At 73.8% G+C, this 14,765-nt stretch carries 11 protein-coding genes; 7 read left to right on the top strand and 4 right to left on the bottom strand.

The window, feature by feature from the left end; genetic code table 11:
- On the bottom strand, positions 1–2,432 hold a 2,432-nt coding region (locus VKG64_06360; GenBank protein HKB24663.1), incomplete at its 3' end, for a GAF domain-containing protein.
- Between the two features lie 47 nt (positions 2,433–2,479).
- Between VKG64_06360 and VKG64_06355 the strand changes: the two genes are divergently transcribed.
- The 5 genes from VKG64_06355 to VKG64_06335 are packed head-to-tail and all read left to right on the top strand — an operon-like array spanning position 2,480 to position 6,413.
- The gene (locus VKG64_06355; GenBank protein HKB24662.1) at positions 2,480–2,983 is read left to right on the top strand and encodes a permease; all 504 of its coding nucleotides are present in this window, start codon (positions 2,480–2,482) and stop codon (positions 2,981–2,983) included.
- Between the two features lie 13 nt (positions 2,984–2,996).
- Positions 2,997–4,457 carry a menaquinone biosynthesis decarboxylase gene (locus tag VKG64_06350; GenBank protein HKB24661.1) on the top strand — a complete coding sequence of 487 codons (1,461 nt, stop codon included), beginning with the start codon at positions 2,997–2,999 and terminating at the stop codon, positions 4,455–4,457.
- Between the two features lie 14 nt (positions 4,458–4,471).
- Positions 4,472–5,302, top strand: coding sequence for a UbiA-like polyprenyltransferase (locus tag VKG64_06345; protein HKB24660.1), 831 nt, complete (start codon positions 4,472–4,474; stop codon positions 5,300–5,302).
- Between the two features lie 50 nt (positions 5,303–5,352).
- Positions 5,353–6,054 (top strand): ubiquinone/menaquinone biosynthesis methyltransferase, encoded by a 702-nt coding sequence (locus VKG64_06340; GenBank protein ID HKB24659.1) that lies wholly within the window; start codon positions 5,353–5,355, stop codon positions 6,052–6,054.
- 56 nt (positions 6,055–6,110) lie between these two features.
- Positions 6,111–6,413: a hypothetical protein gene (locus VKG64_06335; protein HKB24658.1), complete on the top strand. Its 303-nt coding sequence runs from the start codon at positions 6,111–6,113 to the stop codon at positions 6,411–6,413.
- Positions 6,414–6,429: 16 nt separating this feature from the next.
- On the opposite strand, the gene VKG64_06330 is transcribed toward VKG64_06335, so the two are convergent.
- The gene (locus tag VKG64_06330; GenBank protein HKB24657.1) at positions 6,430–8,370 is read right to left on the bottom strand and encodes a cation:proton antiporter; all 1,941 of its coding nucleotides are present in this window, start codon (positions 8,368–8,370) and stop codon (positions 6,430–6,432) included.
- Positions 8,371–8,381: 11 nt separating this feature from the next.
- Here VKG64_06330 and VKG64_06325 point away from each other — a divergent pair, with 11 nt between their 5' ends.
- Positions 8,382–10,412, top strand: a complete 2,031-nt coding sequence (locus VKG64_06325; GenBank protein ID HKB24656.1) for an NAD(P)H-dependent oxidoreductase subunit E — start codon at positions 8,382–8,384, stop codon at positions 10,410–10,412.
- 7 nt (positions 10,413–10,419) lie between these two features.
- On the top strand, positions 10,420–13,104 hold the full coding sequence (gene fdhF, locus VKG64_06320) for a formate dehydrogenase subunit alpha (protein ID HKB24655.1): 2,685 nt from the start codon (positions 10,420–10,422) through the stop codon (positions 13,102–13,104).
- Positions 13,105–13,248: 144 nt separating this feature from the next.
- On the opposite strand, the gene VKG64_06315 is transcribed toward fdhF, so the two are convergent.
- Both VKG64_06315 and VKG64_06310 read right to left on the bottom strand, forming a co-directional pair.
- Complete coding sequence (locus tag VKG64_06315) at positions 13,249–13,704, bottom strand: nuclear transport factor 2 family protein (protein HKB24654.1); 456 nt, start codon at positions 13,702–13,704, stop codon at positions 13,249–13,251.
- Between the two features lie 161 nt (positions 13,705–13,865).
- Positions 13,866–14,711 carry an alpha/beta hydrolase gene (locus VKG64_06310; protein HKB24653.1) on the bottom strand — a complete coding sequence of 282 codons (846 nt, stop codon included), beginning with the start codon at positions 14,709–14,711 and terminating at the stop codon, positions 13,866–13,868.
- Positions 14,712–14,765: the final 54 nt, after the last annotated feature.

The raw sequence follows: 14,765 nt of genomic DNA, 5'->3' as shown, positions 1-14,765 counted from the left end.
CGGTTCGCCGTGTCGCCGGTGATGAAGAGGAAGCGGGGCCGCAGCGTCGCGTCGCGCGCGACCGCGCTCCGGTAGAACTCCTCGCCGCCCCCCTCGGCCATGCGCATGTCGGAGACGACGAGGTCGTACCGCCGGCCGCGCACACGCTCGAGGGCCTCGCGCCCGCCCGACGCGACGTCCACGTTCCAGCCGGTCTGGTGGAGGAGCGTGACGACGAGGTCGAGCACGCTCGGCTCGTCCTCGACGACGAGGGCGACGCGCCCCTCGCCCTTGATCGGCATCAGGACCACGGGCGGCTCCGGCGCCAGCGCCTCGGCGGGCCGCAGCACCGGCAGCACGAGCGTGAACACGGTCTCGCCTGGCCGGCTCTCGACGGTGAGCCGGCCGCCGTGCTCCTGCACGATGCCGTAGGAGACGGACAGGCCGAGCCCCGTGCCGGTGCCGACGGTCTTGGTCGTGAAGAACGGCTCGAAGACGTGCGGCAGCGCCTCGGCCGGGATGCCGGGCCCGTCGTCCACCACCTGCGCCTCGACGGCGTGTCCCTCCTCGGCGACGCGCGTGCGCAGCAGGATGCGGCCGCCGCGCTGCGTCTCGAGGACGGCCTGCTCGGCGTTCAGCACGAGGTTCAGGAAGACCTGCTCGAGCTGGTGCGGGTCGCCGGAGACCGGCGGCAGCTCCGCCGCGAGGTCCTTCTCGACGACGATGCCGGAGAGCGTCAGCTGGATCGCGCGGAGCGCGAGCGTCCGATCGAGGACCTCGTTCAGGTCCACGCCGACACGCTCGGGCGGGCGCTGGCGCGAGAAGAAGAGGAGGTTGCGGACGATCTTCGCCATGCGGTCGGCCTGCGACACCATGAGCTCGACCGGACGCTTGACCACCTCGGGCAGGTCGCGGCCGAGCAGGAGCTGGCCGTAGCCGATGATGACGGAGAGGGGGTTGTTCAGCTCGTGGGCCACGCCCGAGACGAGCTGGCCGAGCGCGGACATCTTCGCCGCCTGCACGAGCTGCGCCTGCGTGTCGCGCAGCCGCACGACGCTGTCGCGCGCGGTCGCGTACAGGCGCGCGTTCTCGAACGCGAGCGCCGCCTGGTCGGCGAGACCTTCGAGCGCGCGCACCTCGTCGGGCGTGAACACGCGGTCCTCGTCCGCGCCGAGCGCCAGCGCGCCGATGACGCGCTCGTGGGTCAGGAGCGGGACGCCGATCGCCGCGCGGGACGCCGCCTCCTTCAGGCGCTCGCGCACGGCGGCGGACAGGCGCACGTCGGGATCGGACCGGATGTCGCGGGCCAGGACGGTCGCGCGCTCGGCCACCGCGCGCCCCGCCACCCCCTCGCCCGCGCCGAGCACCACGCCGCGGATCGCCTCGGCGTCGTCGCCGGCGGCCGCGAGCGCGTGGAGCGAGCCGTCCTCGCTCTCGTAGCGGAACACGACGGCGACGCGCGCGCCCATGAACTCGACGACGCCGCGCGCCAGCAGCTCGGCGATCCGCTCGACGTCGAGGCTCGCCGTCAGCTCGCGCGCCAGGCGCGCCAGCACCTCCGCGACCGCGCGGCGGCGCTCCGCCTGACCGTAGATCTGGGCGTTCTGGATGGCGAGCGAGGCCTGCTCGGCGAGGAGCTTCAGCGCCGCCAGCTCCTCGTCGCCGAAGGTCCGCTCCTCCCAATAGTGGACGACGAGCGCGCCGTGCACGCGCCCCTTCGCCGCGAGCGGCGCCGCGGCCGCGGCCTTGTAGCCCTCGCGCGCGACCTGGGCGCGCCGCTCCGGCGCGAGCCAGACGTTGGGGTCCGTGAGGATGTTGCGCGTCGCGACCGGGCGCGCCTCGCGGATCGCGCGCGCGACGGGCCCGCCGCCGGCCGGGATCGAGCCGGCGCCGGCGTATTCACGGGAGAGCCGCCCGACCGCGCGCATGACGCTGAACGCGGGCGCGACGCCGTCCCAGGCGACCACGAGCGCGGCCTCCGCGCCCATGACCTCGCGCGCCTTGGTGACGATCGTGTCGAGCACCTCGTCGAGGTCGAGCGAGGAGGCGAGCGAGTGGCCGATCGCCTCGATCGCTCTCAGAAACAGCTCGCGCCGGTGGCGCTCGCTGATGTCGACGAGGACGCCGAGCCCGCCCACGACGCGCCCCGCCTCGTCGCGCCACGGCACGCAGTGCACCTCGAGCCAGAGCGGGCGCTCGTCCTCGGGCACCGCGTGGAGGACCTCGAGCGTCGCGGGCTCGCCGCCGGCGGCGGCCTCCCGGAGCCGCGCCACGAGCTCCGGGTCGCGCAGGACCGGCAGGCCCGCGTCGGCCTTCCGCCCGAGGGCCTCCGCGCGCGCGACACCGGTGACCCACTCCATCGCCCGGTTCCAGGCGACGACGGCCAGGTCGGCGTCCACCACGACGAGCGCGGCGGTGATGCCGTCGAGCAGGCTCTGGGTGCGCTCGTCCACCTGCCGAGTATCCTTCGGTCACCCACCCCTATGCAATAATGGTCGCCATGCGCGGGCCGCTCGACCCTTCCACGCTGGTCCTCGTCGGGGTCGCGCTGGCGCTCGCGGTCGTCGCGTACGTCAAGGACCCGGGGCTCCCCCTCCTCGGCGCCAAGCACGGCGCCTCGCTGCTGTGGTTCATCCTGCCGCGGCTCGTGCCCGCGCTGTTCCTCGCCGGGCTCATGCAGGTGCTCGTGCCGCAGGAGGTGGTCTCGCGGTATTTCGGCCAGCAGAGCGGCCTTCGCGCGCTCCTGATCGCGACCGTCGCCGGCGTCCTCACGCCGGGCGGGCCGATGGTGAGCGTGCCGCTCATGGTCGCGCTCGCGCACTCGGGCGCGGCGCTCCCGCCGCTCGTCGCCTACATGACCGCGTGGTCCCTCTTCGGCATGCAGCGGATCATCGCCTGGGAGGCGCCGCTGATGGGCTGGAAGTTCGTCGCCGTGCGCGTGGTCCCGAGCCTCGCCTTCCCCGTGGTGGCGGGCTGGCTCGTCGCGACCTTCTACCACGAGTGAGCGCGGACGGCGCGTGAGCGCGTTCCGCGACCTCCGCGAGTTCGCCGCCCACCTCGAGCAGGCGGGCCGCCTGCGCCGGGTCGCCGCCCCCGTCTCGCGCGACCTCGAGATCGCCGAGATCACCGACCGCGTCTCGAAGGGCCCCGCCGACCGGAACGTCGCGCTTCTCTTCGAGCGCGTCGAGGGCTTCGACGTGCCGGTGCTCGTCAACGCGTTCGGCGCGGCCGACCGGATGGCGGCGGCGCTCGGCGTGGGGCAGCTCGACGAGCTGGGCGAGCGCGTCGCGAAGCTCCTCGACCTGAAGCTGCCCGGGACGTTCGCCGAGCGGCTCGCGAAGCTCGGCACGCTCTTCGACCTCGTCAAGGCCGGGCCGCGGCGCGTCGCGCAGGCGCCCTGCCAGGAGGTGGTGGACACCGCGAAGCCGTCGCTCGCGGGGCTCCCGATCCTCCGCTGCTGGCCGGGCGACGGCGGCCGCTACATCACGCTCCCCGCCGTCTTCACGCGCGATCCGCGCACCGGGCAGCGCAACGTCGGCATGTACCGGCTCCAGGTCTTCGACGACGCGACGCTCGGCATGCACTGGCAGACCCACAAGGGCGGCGCCGAGCACGAGCGCGTCGCGCGGGAGAGCGCGGGGACCGAGCGCATGCCCGTCGCGATCGCGCTCGGCGGCGACCCGGCGCTGATCTACGCCGCGGCCGCGCCGCTGCCGCCCGGCGTGGACGAGGTGGTCTTCGCCGGCTGGCTCCGCGGCGAGGGCGTCGAGCTGGTCCGCTGTGTGACGAACGACCTCGAGGTGCCGGCGCAGGCCGAGATCGTGCTGGAGGGCTGGGTGGACCCGCGCGAGCGACGGCTCGAGGGGCCGTTCGGCGACCACACGGGCTACTACTCGCTCGCGCGCGACTATCCCGTGTTCCATCTCGCCGCGGTCACGCGGCGCGGGCGGCCGATCTACCCGACGACGCTCGTCGGCCGCCCGCCCCAGGAGGACTACTGGCTCGGCAAGGCGAGCGAGCGGCTGTTCCTGCCGATCATCCGCCTGCTGCTCCCGGAGGTCGTGGACCTGAACATGCCCGCCGAGGGCGTGTTCCACAACCTCGTCATCGTCTCGATCAAGAAGCGCTACCCGGGCCAGGCGCGGAAGGTCATGACGGCGCTGTGGGGCATGGGCCTCATGATGCTCGCGAAGACGCTCGTCGTCGTGAGCGAGCACGTGAACGTCCACGACCTCTCCGAGGTCGCCTGGCGCGCCACGGGCAACATCGACCCGAAGCGGGACCTCGTCGTCCTCGAGGGCCCGATGGACGACCTCGACCACGCGGCGCTGCGGCACCGCTTCGGCGGTAAGCTCGGCGTGGACGCGACCGAAAAGGGCGCGCTCGACGACGTCGTCCAGCCCTGGCCGGCGGAGATCGTCATGACGGACGAGATCCGCGCGCTGGTCACGCGGCGCTGGAAGGACTACGGGCTCTGAACCGCGTCCGCCGCGTGCTCGACGCGATCAAGTTCGAGCACACGGTCTTCGCCCTCCCCTTCGCCTACATCGCGATGGTCCTCGCCGCCGGCGGCTGGCCCGGCTGGCGCACGCTCGGCTGGGTGACGGCCGCGATGGTGGGCGGGCGCACGTGCGCGATGGCGGCGAACCGCGTCGTGGATCGCGCGATCGACGCGGCGAATCCGAGAACCGCGGGACGCCACCTCCCCACGGGCTCGCTCGGCGTCTGGGAGCTGCGGCTCTTCGCGGCGGCGGGGGCGGCGCTCCTGTTCGTCGCGGCGTGGCGGCTGAACCCGCTCTGCCTCGCGTTGGCGCCGCTCGCCCTCGTCTTCCTCGTCGGCTACTCCTACACGAAGCGCTTCACCTGGACGTCCCACTGGATCCTCGGCTTCACCGACGGAATCGCAGCGGCCGGCGGCTGGATCGCGGTGCGCGGCGCCTTCGACGCGCCCGCCCTCGTCCTCTGGTTCGCACTCACGGTCTGGATCGCGGGCTTCGACCTGCTCTACGCCTGCCAGGACGTGGACGTGGACCGCGCGCAGGGGCTCCATTCCGTGCCCGCCCGCTTCGGCGTCGGCCCGGCGCTCGTCACCGCGCGCGTGAACCACGCCCTCACGGCGGCGGCGCTGGCGCTCCTCGGGTGGCTGACGGGGCTGGGCCTCGCATACTGGGCGGGCTGGCTCGCGGTGGTCACGCTCCTCGTCTACGAGCACTCGCTCGTGAGTCCGCGCGACCTCTCGCGTCTCGACGTCGCCTTCTTCAACGTCAACGGCTACATCGCCCTGATCGTCCTCGTCTCGGTCGTCGCCGGTCTCTATATATAGAGGATGGCCCTGCGAGCCGAGACGGTGCCTCCGGCGAGGCGAGCCCTTCAATGATCGTGCCCGAGCGGGCCGACGCGGTCAGGGTGATGTTCACGCGCATCGCCGCGCGCTACGACCGGATGAACTCGCTCATGACGGGCGGCCGCCACCACGCGTGGCGCCGCCACGTGGCGCGGCTGGCGGCCGCGGCGCTCCCCGGCCCCGCGCTCGACCTCGCGACCGGCACCGCGGACCTGGCCCTCGCGCTGCGCGCGCTCGACCCGACGCGTCTCGTCGTCGGCGGCGACTTCGCCGAGGGCATGCTGCGCGAGGCGCGCGCCAAGCTCGGCGCGCGCGACGCCCGGCGCGTGCCGCTCGTCGCCTGCGACGCGCTCGCCCTGCCCTTTCCGAGCCGAACGTTCGCGTGCGTGATGTCGGCCTTCCTCCTGCGGAACCTCGAGGACCTCGAGACCGGACTCCGGGAGATGCGGCGCGTGACGATGCCGGGCGGCAGTGTGCTGGCGCTCGAGATCGTGCGCCCCGACGTGCCCGTGTGGGGCGCCCTCTTCGGCCTCTACTTCGGCCGCGTCGTGCCCGCCCTCGGCGCGCTCGTCGCGGGCGACCGCCAAGCCTACACCTACCTGCCGCGGTCGGTGGACCGCTTCGTCACGCCCGCGGAGCTCGCGCGCGCGATGGAGCGGGCCGGCCTGCGCGACGTCCGCTGGCGCCGTCTCGGCCTCGGCACGATCGCGCTCCACTCGGGCGTGGCCTGAGCCGTATCGATCTTTGGACGTTGCGCCCCGGCGTGCGCGACCCTAGGCTCGCCGCGATGAGGACACTCGCCCCGTCGCTCGTCCTCTTAGCACTGGCTGCGGCGCCGGCCGCCGCTGAGGAGTGGAGCCGCGCGCGCATCGACGCTCTGCCGGACGCCGCCTTCGCGGTGGTGGAGATCGCGCCCGACGGGAAGAAGCTCCGCCACCTGCCCCACCACGACGAGTCGGGCGCGGTGGACCTCGCCCACCTGAGGGCCGCGCGGCAGCGACTCTCCCAGGTGAAGTGGCTCGACCCCGCCAGCGCCGCCGCCGCCGGGCGCCACCTCGAGGAGCACGAGCGCCGGCTCGGGCTCCGCTGACCCGCGGCCGCCGTCGTCAGCCGCGGCTCGCGCCGGCGGCGGCGAAGCGCTCGATCTGCTCCCGGAGGCCGAAGACGCGGACGCGGTCCCCGGCGCGGAACACGGTCTCGGCCGAGGGATTGGGGACGAACTCGCCGTCCGGACACGTCACCGTAAGGACGACGACACCGAAGCGCTCGCGCACGCGGAGGTCCCTGAGCGAGCGCCCGGCGAGCGGGCCCTCCCCGAGCGTCAGGTCGCGCGCGAAGGGCAGGTCCTCGCGGCCGAGCGGCTCGAGGATCAGCGCCGTGTCCGCGGCCGCGCGGAGCCGCTCGAGGTAGGCGAGGATCTTCGGACGCGGGACCGCCAGGCGCTCGAGGCTGTGGCGCAGGAGCGTCGCCGCCGCCTCGACCTCCGGCTGGATCACCTCCGTCGCGCCCATGTCGATCAGGAGGTCGCGCGCCGCGGTGTGATGCGCGCGGGCCAGGAGCGGCAGCCGGGGGTTGATCGCCCGCAGCGCGCGCACGGCGAGCCGGGCGCGCTCCATCTCCGGCAGCGCCACGACCACGAGCGCCGCCCGCGCCGCGCCCGCCGCCTCGAGGATCCCGCGTCGCGCCGCGTCCCCGAACAGGCTCGGCACCCCGCGCGCCTGGAGCCCCTTCACGATGTCGGGATCGGTCTCGACGGCGACGTAGCGAATGCCAAAGGTCTCGAGCGCTTCCCCGATCGCGCTCCCCACCCGTCCGTAGCCGCAGAGGATCACGTGGCCCTCGAGGCTCGGCGCGACCGCCGGCGGCGGGCCCGCCCCCCGGAGGCGCAGGGCGCCGATCCAGCCGGGCGCCTTCTGGACCAGCAAGGCGTTGAGCAGGATCGTGAGGAGCGAGGCCGCCAGCGTCGCGTTGTAGACATCGTCGCCGACATACCCGGCGCGCCGCGCCACCTGGACGAGCACGAAGGAGAACTCGCCGATCTGGGTGAGCGCGACCGCCGTCAGCACCGCGTTCCAGACGGACTCGCCGAAGAGGCGGACGACGGCCGTCCAGACGGCGAGGTTCCCGACGACGATCAGGCCCACCATGATGCCGAGGAGCGGGAGGTTGGCGAGCACCTGCGCGGGATCGAGCAGCATGCCGAGCGTGACGAAGAACAGCGCGGCGAAGGTGTCGCGGAGCGGGAGGAGCCGCGCGAGCGTGTCGTGCGCGAAGTCCGACTCGCTGATGAGGAGGCCCGCGAGGAACGCGCCCAGCGCCACTGACAGCCCGAGCGCCTGCGTGAGGGCGGCGGTCGCGAGGCCCACCGCGAGGGCGACGAACAGGAACATCTCGTCGCTCCGCATGCGCGCGGCCTGGAGGAGGAGGCGCGGCACGACCCGGCGCGCGAGGACGAGGAAGGGCACCAGGATCAGGGCGGCGGTGCCGAGGGCCTTCGCGATCGCGAGGAGGCCGCCCCGGTCGAGGGCGCCGAGCGTCGGGAGCAGGATGATGAGCGCGACCACCGCGAGGTCCTCGACCAGCAGGATGCCGATCGTCAGCCGGCCGTGGCGCGAGCCCGTCTCGCCACGGTCCATGAGCAGGCGCGCCGCGACCATCGTGCTCTGCACGCACAGCACGATGCCGACGGAGAGGGCCCGGAGCGCGCTCCAGCCCAGCGCCAGCCCGAGGCCGGTCGCGAGGCCGATGAAGGCCGCAAGCCCGAGCGGCACGCCCACCAGCGCGAGGCGGCGGATGGCCAGGAGGTCCTTCAAGGAGAGCTCGATGCCGATCGAGAACATCAGGAGGACCACGCCGACTTCCGCCATGAGCTCGAAGCCGTGGACGTCCGACACCGCGGGGCCCGGCGTGAGCGGACCGACGAGGATGCCAGCGGCCACGTAGCCGAGGATCAGCGGCTGCCGCGCGAGCCGGGCCAGTGCGCCGCCCACGACGGCGGCGACGAACACGTAGGCGAGGTCGCGGAACACGCTCGGGTCGGCTACCATGCACTCCGATTATGCGAGACATCTCCGAGCCGCTGGCGAAGTTTCCCCGCGAGCGCACGTGGCTCCTGCCGGCGCTCCAGGCGGTGCAGCGCGCGGAGCGCTGGCTCCCGCCCGAGGCGCTCGACGCCGTCGCCGCGCACCTCCGCGTGCCGAGGAGCGAGGTGTGGGGCGTCGCGAGCCACTACCCCGAGCTCCGGCTCGGGCGCCCGGGACGGCGTCTCGTCCGCGTCTGCACGGGGGTCAGCTGCCGGGTCAACGGCGGCGGCGCGCTGCTCGCCGCCTGCGAGGCGCGGCTCGGTGTCCGCGCGGGCGCGACCGCCGCCGACGGCTCCGTGACGCTCGAGGAGCTCGACTGCGCCTTCGCGTGCGCCGTCGCGCCGGTCGTCGAGATCGATCACGCGTACCGCGGCCGCGTCGCGCCGGCCGACCTCGACCGGATCCTCGCGCCCCGCGCGTCCCACGCGTCCGCTCCGGCGCCGGTCGTCCCGCCGCCGCCAGCCGCCTCGGGAAGTCCCGCGGAGCGCTTCGCCGCGCTCACGCGCGAGGCCGAGCGCCGGCGACCCGGCGCGCGCCTGGCCGTCGGCGTGGGGGCGTGCGGCGTCGCCGTCGGCGCGCTCGAGACGCTCGCCACGCTCGGCGCCGAGGTCGAGCGCCGAAAGCTCCCCTACGGCGTCGTCGCCGCGGGCTGCGGCGGCATGTGCTGGGCGGCGCCCGCCGTCGAGGTCCTGCGCGGCGGCCGTCCACGGCTCATCGCGGGCCCGCTCGCCGCGGCGGACGTCGGGAAGTTCCTCGACGCCCTCGCCGCCGACCGCGTGACCGACGTCGGCGGCGAGGTCCTCGCGCGGCAGCGGCGCGTGCTGCTCGAGCGCTGCGGCGTCACCGACCCGGGCGACATCGCCGACGCGATCCGCCGCGGGAGCTACGCGACGCTCGCGCGCGTCCTCGACGAGGGTCGGCCCGAGCGCGTGATCGACGAGGTGCGCGCGGCGGGCCTCACGGGGCGCGGCGGCGCTTACTTCCAGACGGCCGTGAAGTGGGCGGCGTGCCGAGCGGCGGCGGGCGCGCCGAAGTACGTCGTCGTCAACGGCGAGGAGGGCGAGCCCGGGATCTTCAAGGACCGTCACCTGATGGAGGGCGACCCGCACCGCCTCCTGGAGGCGGTGCTGCTCGCGGCCTACGCCGCCGGCGCGTCGCACGGCGTCGTCTACGTCCACGGCGAGGCCGAGCTCTCCGCCGAGCGGCTCACCACCGCCCTGTCCCAGGCACGGGCGTGGGGGCTCGTCGGCCCGCGCGTCCTCGGCGCCGACTTCTCGCTCGAGCTCGAGCTGCGACGCGGCGCGGGCGGCTTCGTGCTCGGCGAGGAGACGGCGCTGCTCGAGTCTCTCGAGGGCCGGCGCGCGATGCCGCGCACGCGGCCGCCCTTCCCCGTGGAGTCGGGCCTCTTCGGCAGGCCCACCGTGATCAACAACGTCGAGACGCTCTGCGCCGTACCGCCGATCGTCGAGCGGGGCGGGGCGTGGTTCGCCGGGCTCGGCGGCGGACGCGGGACCAAGCTCTTCGGTCTCTCGGGCCGGGTGAAGCGCGCGGGCATCGTCGAGCTCGAGCTCGGCACGACACTCCGGACGCTTCTCGAGGAGATCGGCGGCGGCTCCCCCACCGGGCGGCCGATCGCCGCCGTGGTCCTCGGCGGGCCGTCGGGGAGCGTCGTCCACCCGCGGCGGTTCGACGAGCCGCTCGTGCCGCGCGGCCCCGTGAACCCCGGGACGGGCGGCGTGGTCGCGCTCGACGAGACCGCGTCCGTACGCGACGCGGTCAGGACGCTCCTCGCCTTCAACACGCGCGAGTCGTGCGGGAAATGCACGCCGTGCCGGGAGGGGACGGCGCGGCTCCTTGCCATGCTCGACGGACGTCTAGACGTGGACGGCGTGCAGGCGCTCAGCGAGGTGATCCAGACGGCGTCGCTCTGCGGCCTCGGCCAGGCCGCCCCGCTCGCCGTCCTCTCCGGGCTCGCCGAGTTCCCCGGGGAGTTCGGCGTATCATGAGGACAGCGTGATCCTCACGATCGACGGCCGGAGCGTCGAGCTGCCGGAGGGCGCCAGCGTCCTCGACGGCGTGAACCGCCTCGGCATCGCGCTGCCCCAGCTCTGCAAGGACCCTGACCGTGCGGCGCTCGGCGCGTGCCGGACGTGCCTGGTGCACGTCGAGGGTCAGCGCGGGCTCCCGGCCGCGTGCCACCTGCCGGCGCGCGACGGCATGGTCGTCGCGACGGAGCATCCCGACGCCGTGCGCGTGCGCCGCGGCGTCCTCGACCTGACGCTCTCGATGCTCGCGCCATCGCCCGAGCGCGCCGGCTTCGCGCAGGTCGGGGCCGCGTCCGCGCGTCATGGGCTGCTCGAGCCCTCGCACCCGCCGCTCCACCGGTACGACGTGGACGCGTCCAAGTCGTTCTTCGTCCTCGACCGCGAGGCGTGTATCCTCTGCGGCCGGTGCACCGTGGCGTGCGACGAGGTCCAGCAGATCGGCGCCATCTCGCTCCTGGGCCGTGGCCACGCGACGCGCGTCGGCGTCTTCGGCGACGGCCCGATGGCGTCCTCGGTCTGCACCTCGTGCGGCCAGTGCGTCGCGACGTGCCCGACGGGCGCCCTGCGCCCGAAGGAGACGCCCGGGAAGATCGTCACGCGCGTGGAGACGACGTGCCCGTACTGCGGCGTCGGCTGCGGGATCGAGGTGGGCGTGCGCGAGGACGATCGGCTCGCCCTCATGACGGACGACGTGCCGTCGAACCGGTCGAGCCTCGGCATGCTCTGCGTCAAGGGGCGCTTCGGCACCGGCTTCATCCACTCGCGCGACCGGATCACGCGCCCGATGGTCCGGCGCGACGGCCGCTGGGTCGCGGTGGGCTGGGACGAGGCGCTCGACGCGGCCGCGGAGGGGCTCGCGACGCACCGCGGCGCCTTCGGCGCCCTCGCGAGCGCCAAGGCCACCAACGAGGACGGCTACGTCGTCCAGAAGTTCTGCCGCGTCGTCATGCAGACGAACGACGTGGACCACTGCACGCGGCTCTGCCACTCGCCGTCCGTGGAGGCGATGCTCGTCTCGATGGGCTCGGGCGCGACGTCGAACTCTTACCAGGACTACGAGGACGCCGGCTGCCTTCTGGTGGTGGGCGCCGACGCCTCCGCGAATCACCCCGTCATCGCGGTCCGCTTCCGCCGGGCCGTGAGTCGCGGGGCGCGGCTCGTCGTCGTCAATCCCAAGCGCATCGAGCTCTGCGACCAGGCGGACCTCTGGATCCAGAACCGGCCGGGCACCGACACGGCGCTCTTCAACACGATGGCGCGCGTGATCCTCGACGAGGGCCTCGCAAACGACGCGTTCATCCGCGCGCGCACCGAAGGCTTCGAGGCCTGGCGCGCGTCGCTCGAGGGCTTCACGCTCGAGCGCGCCGAGCGCGTCACGGGCGTTCCCGCAGGGGACGTCGCGCGGGCTGCGCGCTGGTACGCGAGGCCGCCCTTCGCCGGGTCATGCCTCGTCTGGGGTATGGGGATCACCCAGCACACGAACGGGATCCACAACGCCCACGCGCTCCTGAACCTCTCCCTCGTCGCCGGCCAGATGGGCTTCGCGGGCAGCGGGATCTCGCCGCTGCGCGGCCAGAACAACGTCCAGGGCTGCGGCGATGCGGGCTGCATCCCGACGAACCTGCCCGGCTACGCGCGGTACGATCCCGACACGCTCGCGAAGTTCGAGGAGGCCTGGGGAGCGCGGCCGCCGGGACGCACCGGCCGCGTCGTGACGGAGATGGTCGAGGGCTGCCTCACGGGCGAGACGCGCGCCATGTACGTCATCGGCGAGAACCCGCTCCTCTCCGAGCCCGACCTCCACCACGCCGAGAAGGCGCTCGGCCAGCTCGACTTCCTCGTCGTCCAGGATCTCTTCATGCACGAGACGGCCGAGCGCGCCCACGTCTTCCTGCCGGCGGCGGCCTTCGCCGAGAAGGAAGGCACGTTCACCAACTCGGAGCGCCGCGTTCAGCGCGTCCGCGCCGCCCTCGCCCCGCCCGGCGACGCGCGGCCCGACTGGTGGATCACGTGCGAGCTGGCCCGCCGCGTGGCGCGGCGGCTCGGCGTCGAGGTCAGACGCCAGTTCGACTACGCGGGCCCGGCGGCGATCTTCGACGAGATGGCGCGCCTCTGGCCCTTCCTCGCGGGCCTGTCGCACGCGCGGCTCGATCGCGAGGGCGGGATCCAGTGGCCGTGCCCCGGCCCGGACCACCCGGGCACGCGCTTCCTCTATGCCGAATCGTTCCCGCGCGGGCGGGCGCGCTTCGTCCCGGCGCTCCAGCTCGCCGAGGCCGCCGAGCTGCCGGACGCGGACTTCCCCTTCGTCCTCAACACCGGCCGGCTCCTCTACCACTGGCACGGCGGGACGCTCACGCGGCGCGTCCAGGGGCTCCTGGAGCTCGCGCCGCATCTCGAGGTGGCGATCCATCCGAGCGACGCGCGGCGCCTCGGTGTCGAGACGGGCACGCGCGTGCGCGTGGAGTCGCGCCGTGGCGAACTCGCGGGCTACGCGCGGGTGACGGAGGCGGTGCGGCCGGGCGCGCTGTTCGTGCCCTTCGTGAAGCTCGAGGAGTCGGCCGCGAACTTCCTGACGAACTCGGCCTTCGACCCGTCCTCGAAGATCCCCGAATACAAGGTCTGCGCCGTCCGCGTCGAGCGCGTGCGCGAGTAGCTGGGTGCGGGGCCGGCGCCGCCGGCGGTCCCTCCCATCCCAATCGGGCAGGCGCCGGCCAGTGTCTCAGCTTGACTGAGCCGAGCCGCGCGAGCGCACCGGCCCTGGCGCAGGTCCCGAAACAGCTCGCTTCAGTATCGTCAATCATGGGGGGAGGAGATGCGGGGTCGTCGACGCGAGACCGAGCTGATCCAGGAGCGTCTTGGCATCGGTATAGGCTCGGAAGCGAACGATCCGGCCGCCGTGTAGCTCCGCCACCCAGCAGCCCCTCCGCGTGAACGACCGCCCTGTCGCTGGATACCAGCCTTCACCCCGTTTGAGCGGACCGTGCTGTGTCCCTCGTGCGCTCCATTCGGCGACCACCGTCTCGCCGGCGACGATGAGATTGTCGATATCCATTCGCAGGTCCGGAAAAGTCGTCGTCCACTGCTTGAACGCTGCCGCCACTTCCACGCCGCCCCGTAAGGTGCCCCCGGTGATGCCGCGCTCCACGAAGACCCACTCGCAGTCGTCCGAGAGCAGTTGCCGCCATGCGTCCCAGTCGCGGCCGTTGATGGCGCCGCATAGCGCACGAACGATCCTGCCGTTCTCTTGAGCCATTTCAACGCCTTTCGCGCCCGACTATCGCGGTCCATCCGGCGGACACACCGAGGAGGGGCGCGCCGACAGGTATAGTCCGAGACCGCCCCGCGCATGTCCAGCCCGATCTCCGGTGCGGCGCCAAGCTTGGCGGAGGTTGCACGCGGCGTCGGGCCGCGGCGTCAGAGCGCTCGCGCGAGGAAGTCGTCGAGGGCGTGGACGAACGCGTCGGGCGCGTCGAGCACGAGGTGGTGGAAAGCGCCGGGGATCTCGACCAGCGACGCGCGTGGGAGCGCCGCGAGCATGCGCTCGGCGATCTCGCGCGGGAGCACCGGTGAGTGCTCGCCGCGCACGACGAGCGTCGGCGCGGTGACCTTCGGCAGGAGCAGCCAGTTGTCCACGGGGTCGCGCGCCGCGTAGCACGCGGGGTCGAAGCGGTACGTGAAGCCGCCGTCGCGCGCGGTCACGCCCGCGCGCGCCACGTGGGCGAGGAACGCGGGGTCGGCGGTCGTGTCGGGCGGCAGGAGGTGAAAGGCCCGCACGGCGTGGTCCACCGTCGGGTGGAGCCGCGGCGGCCGCCGGCCGCGCGCGTGCATGCGGTCGAGCCGCTCCGGCGGCAGCGAGGGCCGCGCGTCGATGATCACGGCCGCGCGCACGCGCTCGGGGTGCCAGGCGGCGAAGCCCATCGTGTTGTGGCCGCCCATCGAGTGGCCGGCGAACACCATGCGCGCGACGCCGAGCGCGTCCATCATGGCGAGGAGGTCGGCCGCGAAGTCCCGGGTCGCGTACGCGGCGGGCACCGCCCACTCGCTCTCGCCGTGGCCGCGCTGGTCGAGCGCGAGCACGTGGAAGCGATCGGCGAACGCGGGCGCGACGCGATCGAACCAGTGCGCGTGCGCGGCGCCGCCGTGCAGGAAGCAGAGCGCGGGGTTTCCGGAAGCGCCCCACTCGAGGAACGAGAGGTCGAGGCCGTTGACGCGGAGCGTGCGCGTCGTCGCGGTCTCGCAGCCGAAGCGCGGGTCGAGCATGCGACGAATTGTAGCCGCATTATTTTTTCTTGGTACGCTCTGAATCGAGGGGTT

Source organism: Candidatus Methylomirabilota bacterium (assembly GCA_035260325.1).
GTDB lineage: Bacteria > Methylomirabilota > Methylomirabilia > Rokubacteriales > CSP1-6 > AR19.
Note: the sequence above shows the minus strand (reverse complement) of the source record. Positions and strands in the feature narration are given on the sequence as shown.

Bases quoted from the DNA above. Each gene is read 5' to 3' on its own strand.
- VKG64_06330 (HKB24657.1), bottom strand. From the start codon at position 8,370: ATGGTAGCCGACCCGAGCGTGTTCCGCGACCTCGCCTACGTGTTCGTC.
- VKG64_06340 (HKB24659.1), top strand. From the start codon at position 5,353: ATGATCGTGCCCGAGCGGGCCGACGCGGTCAGGGTGATGTTCACGCGC.
- VKG64_06325 (HKB24656.1), top strand. From the start codon at position 8,382: ATGCGAGACATCTCCGAGCCGCTGGCGAAGTTTCCCCGCGAGCGCACG.
- VKG64_06310 (HKB24653.1), bottom strand. From the start codon at position 14,711: ATGCTCGACCCGCGCTTCGGCTGCGAGACCGCGACGACGCGCACGCTC.
- VKG64_06355 (HKB24662.1), top strand. From the start codon at position 2,480: ATGCGCGGGCCGCTCGACCCTTCCACGCTGGTCCTCGTCGGGGTCGCG.
- VKG64_06335 (HKB24658.1), top strand. From the start codon at position 6,111: ATGAGGACACTCGCCCCGTCGCTCGTCCTCTTAGCACTGGCTGCGGCG.
- VKG64_06315 (HKB24654.1), bottom strand. From the start codon at position 13,704: ATGGCTCAAGAGAACGGCAGGATCGTTCGTGCGCTATGCGGCGCCATC.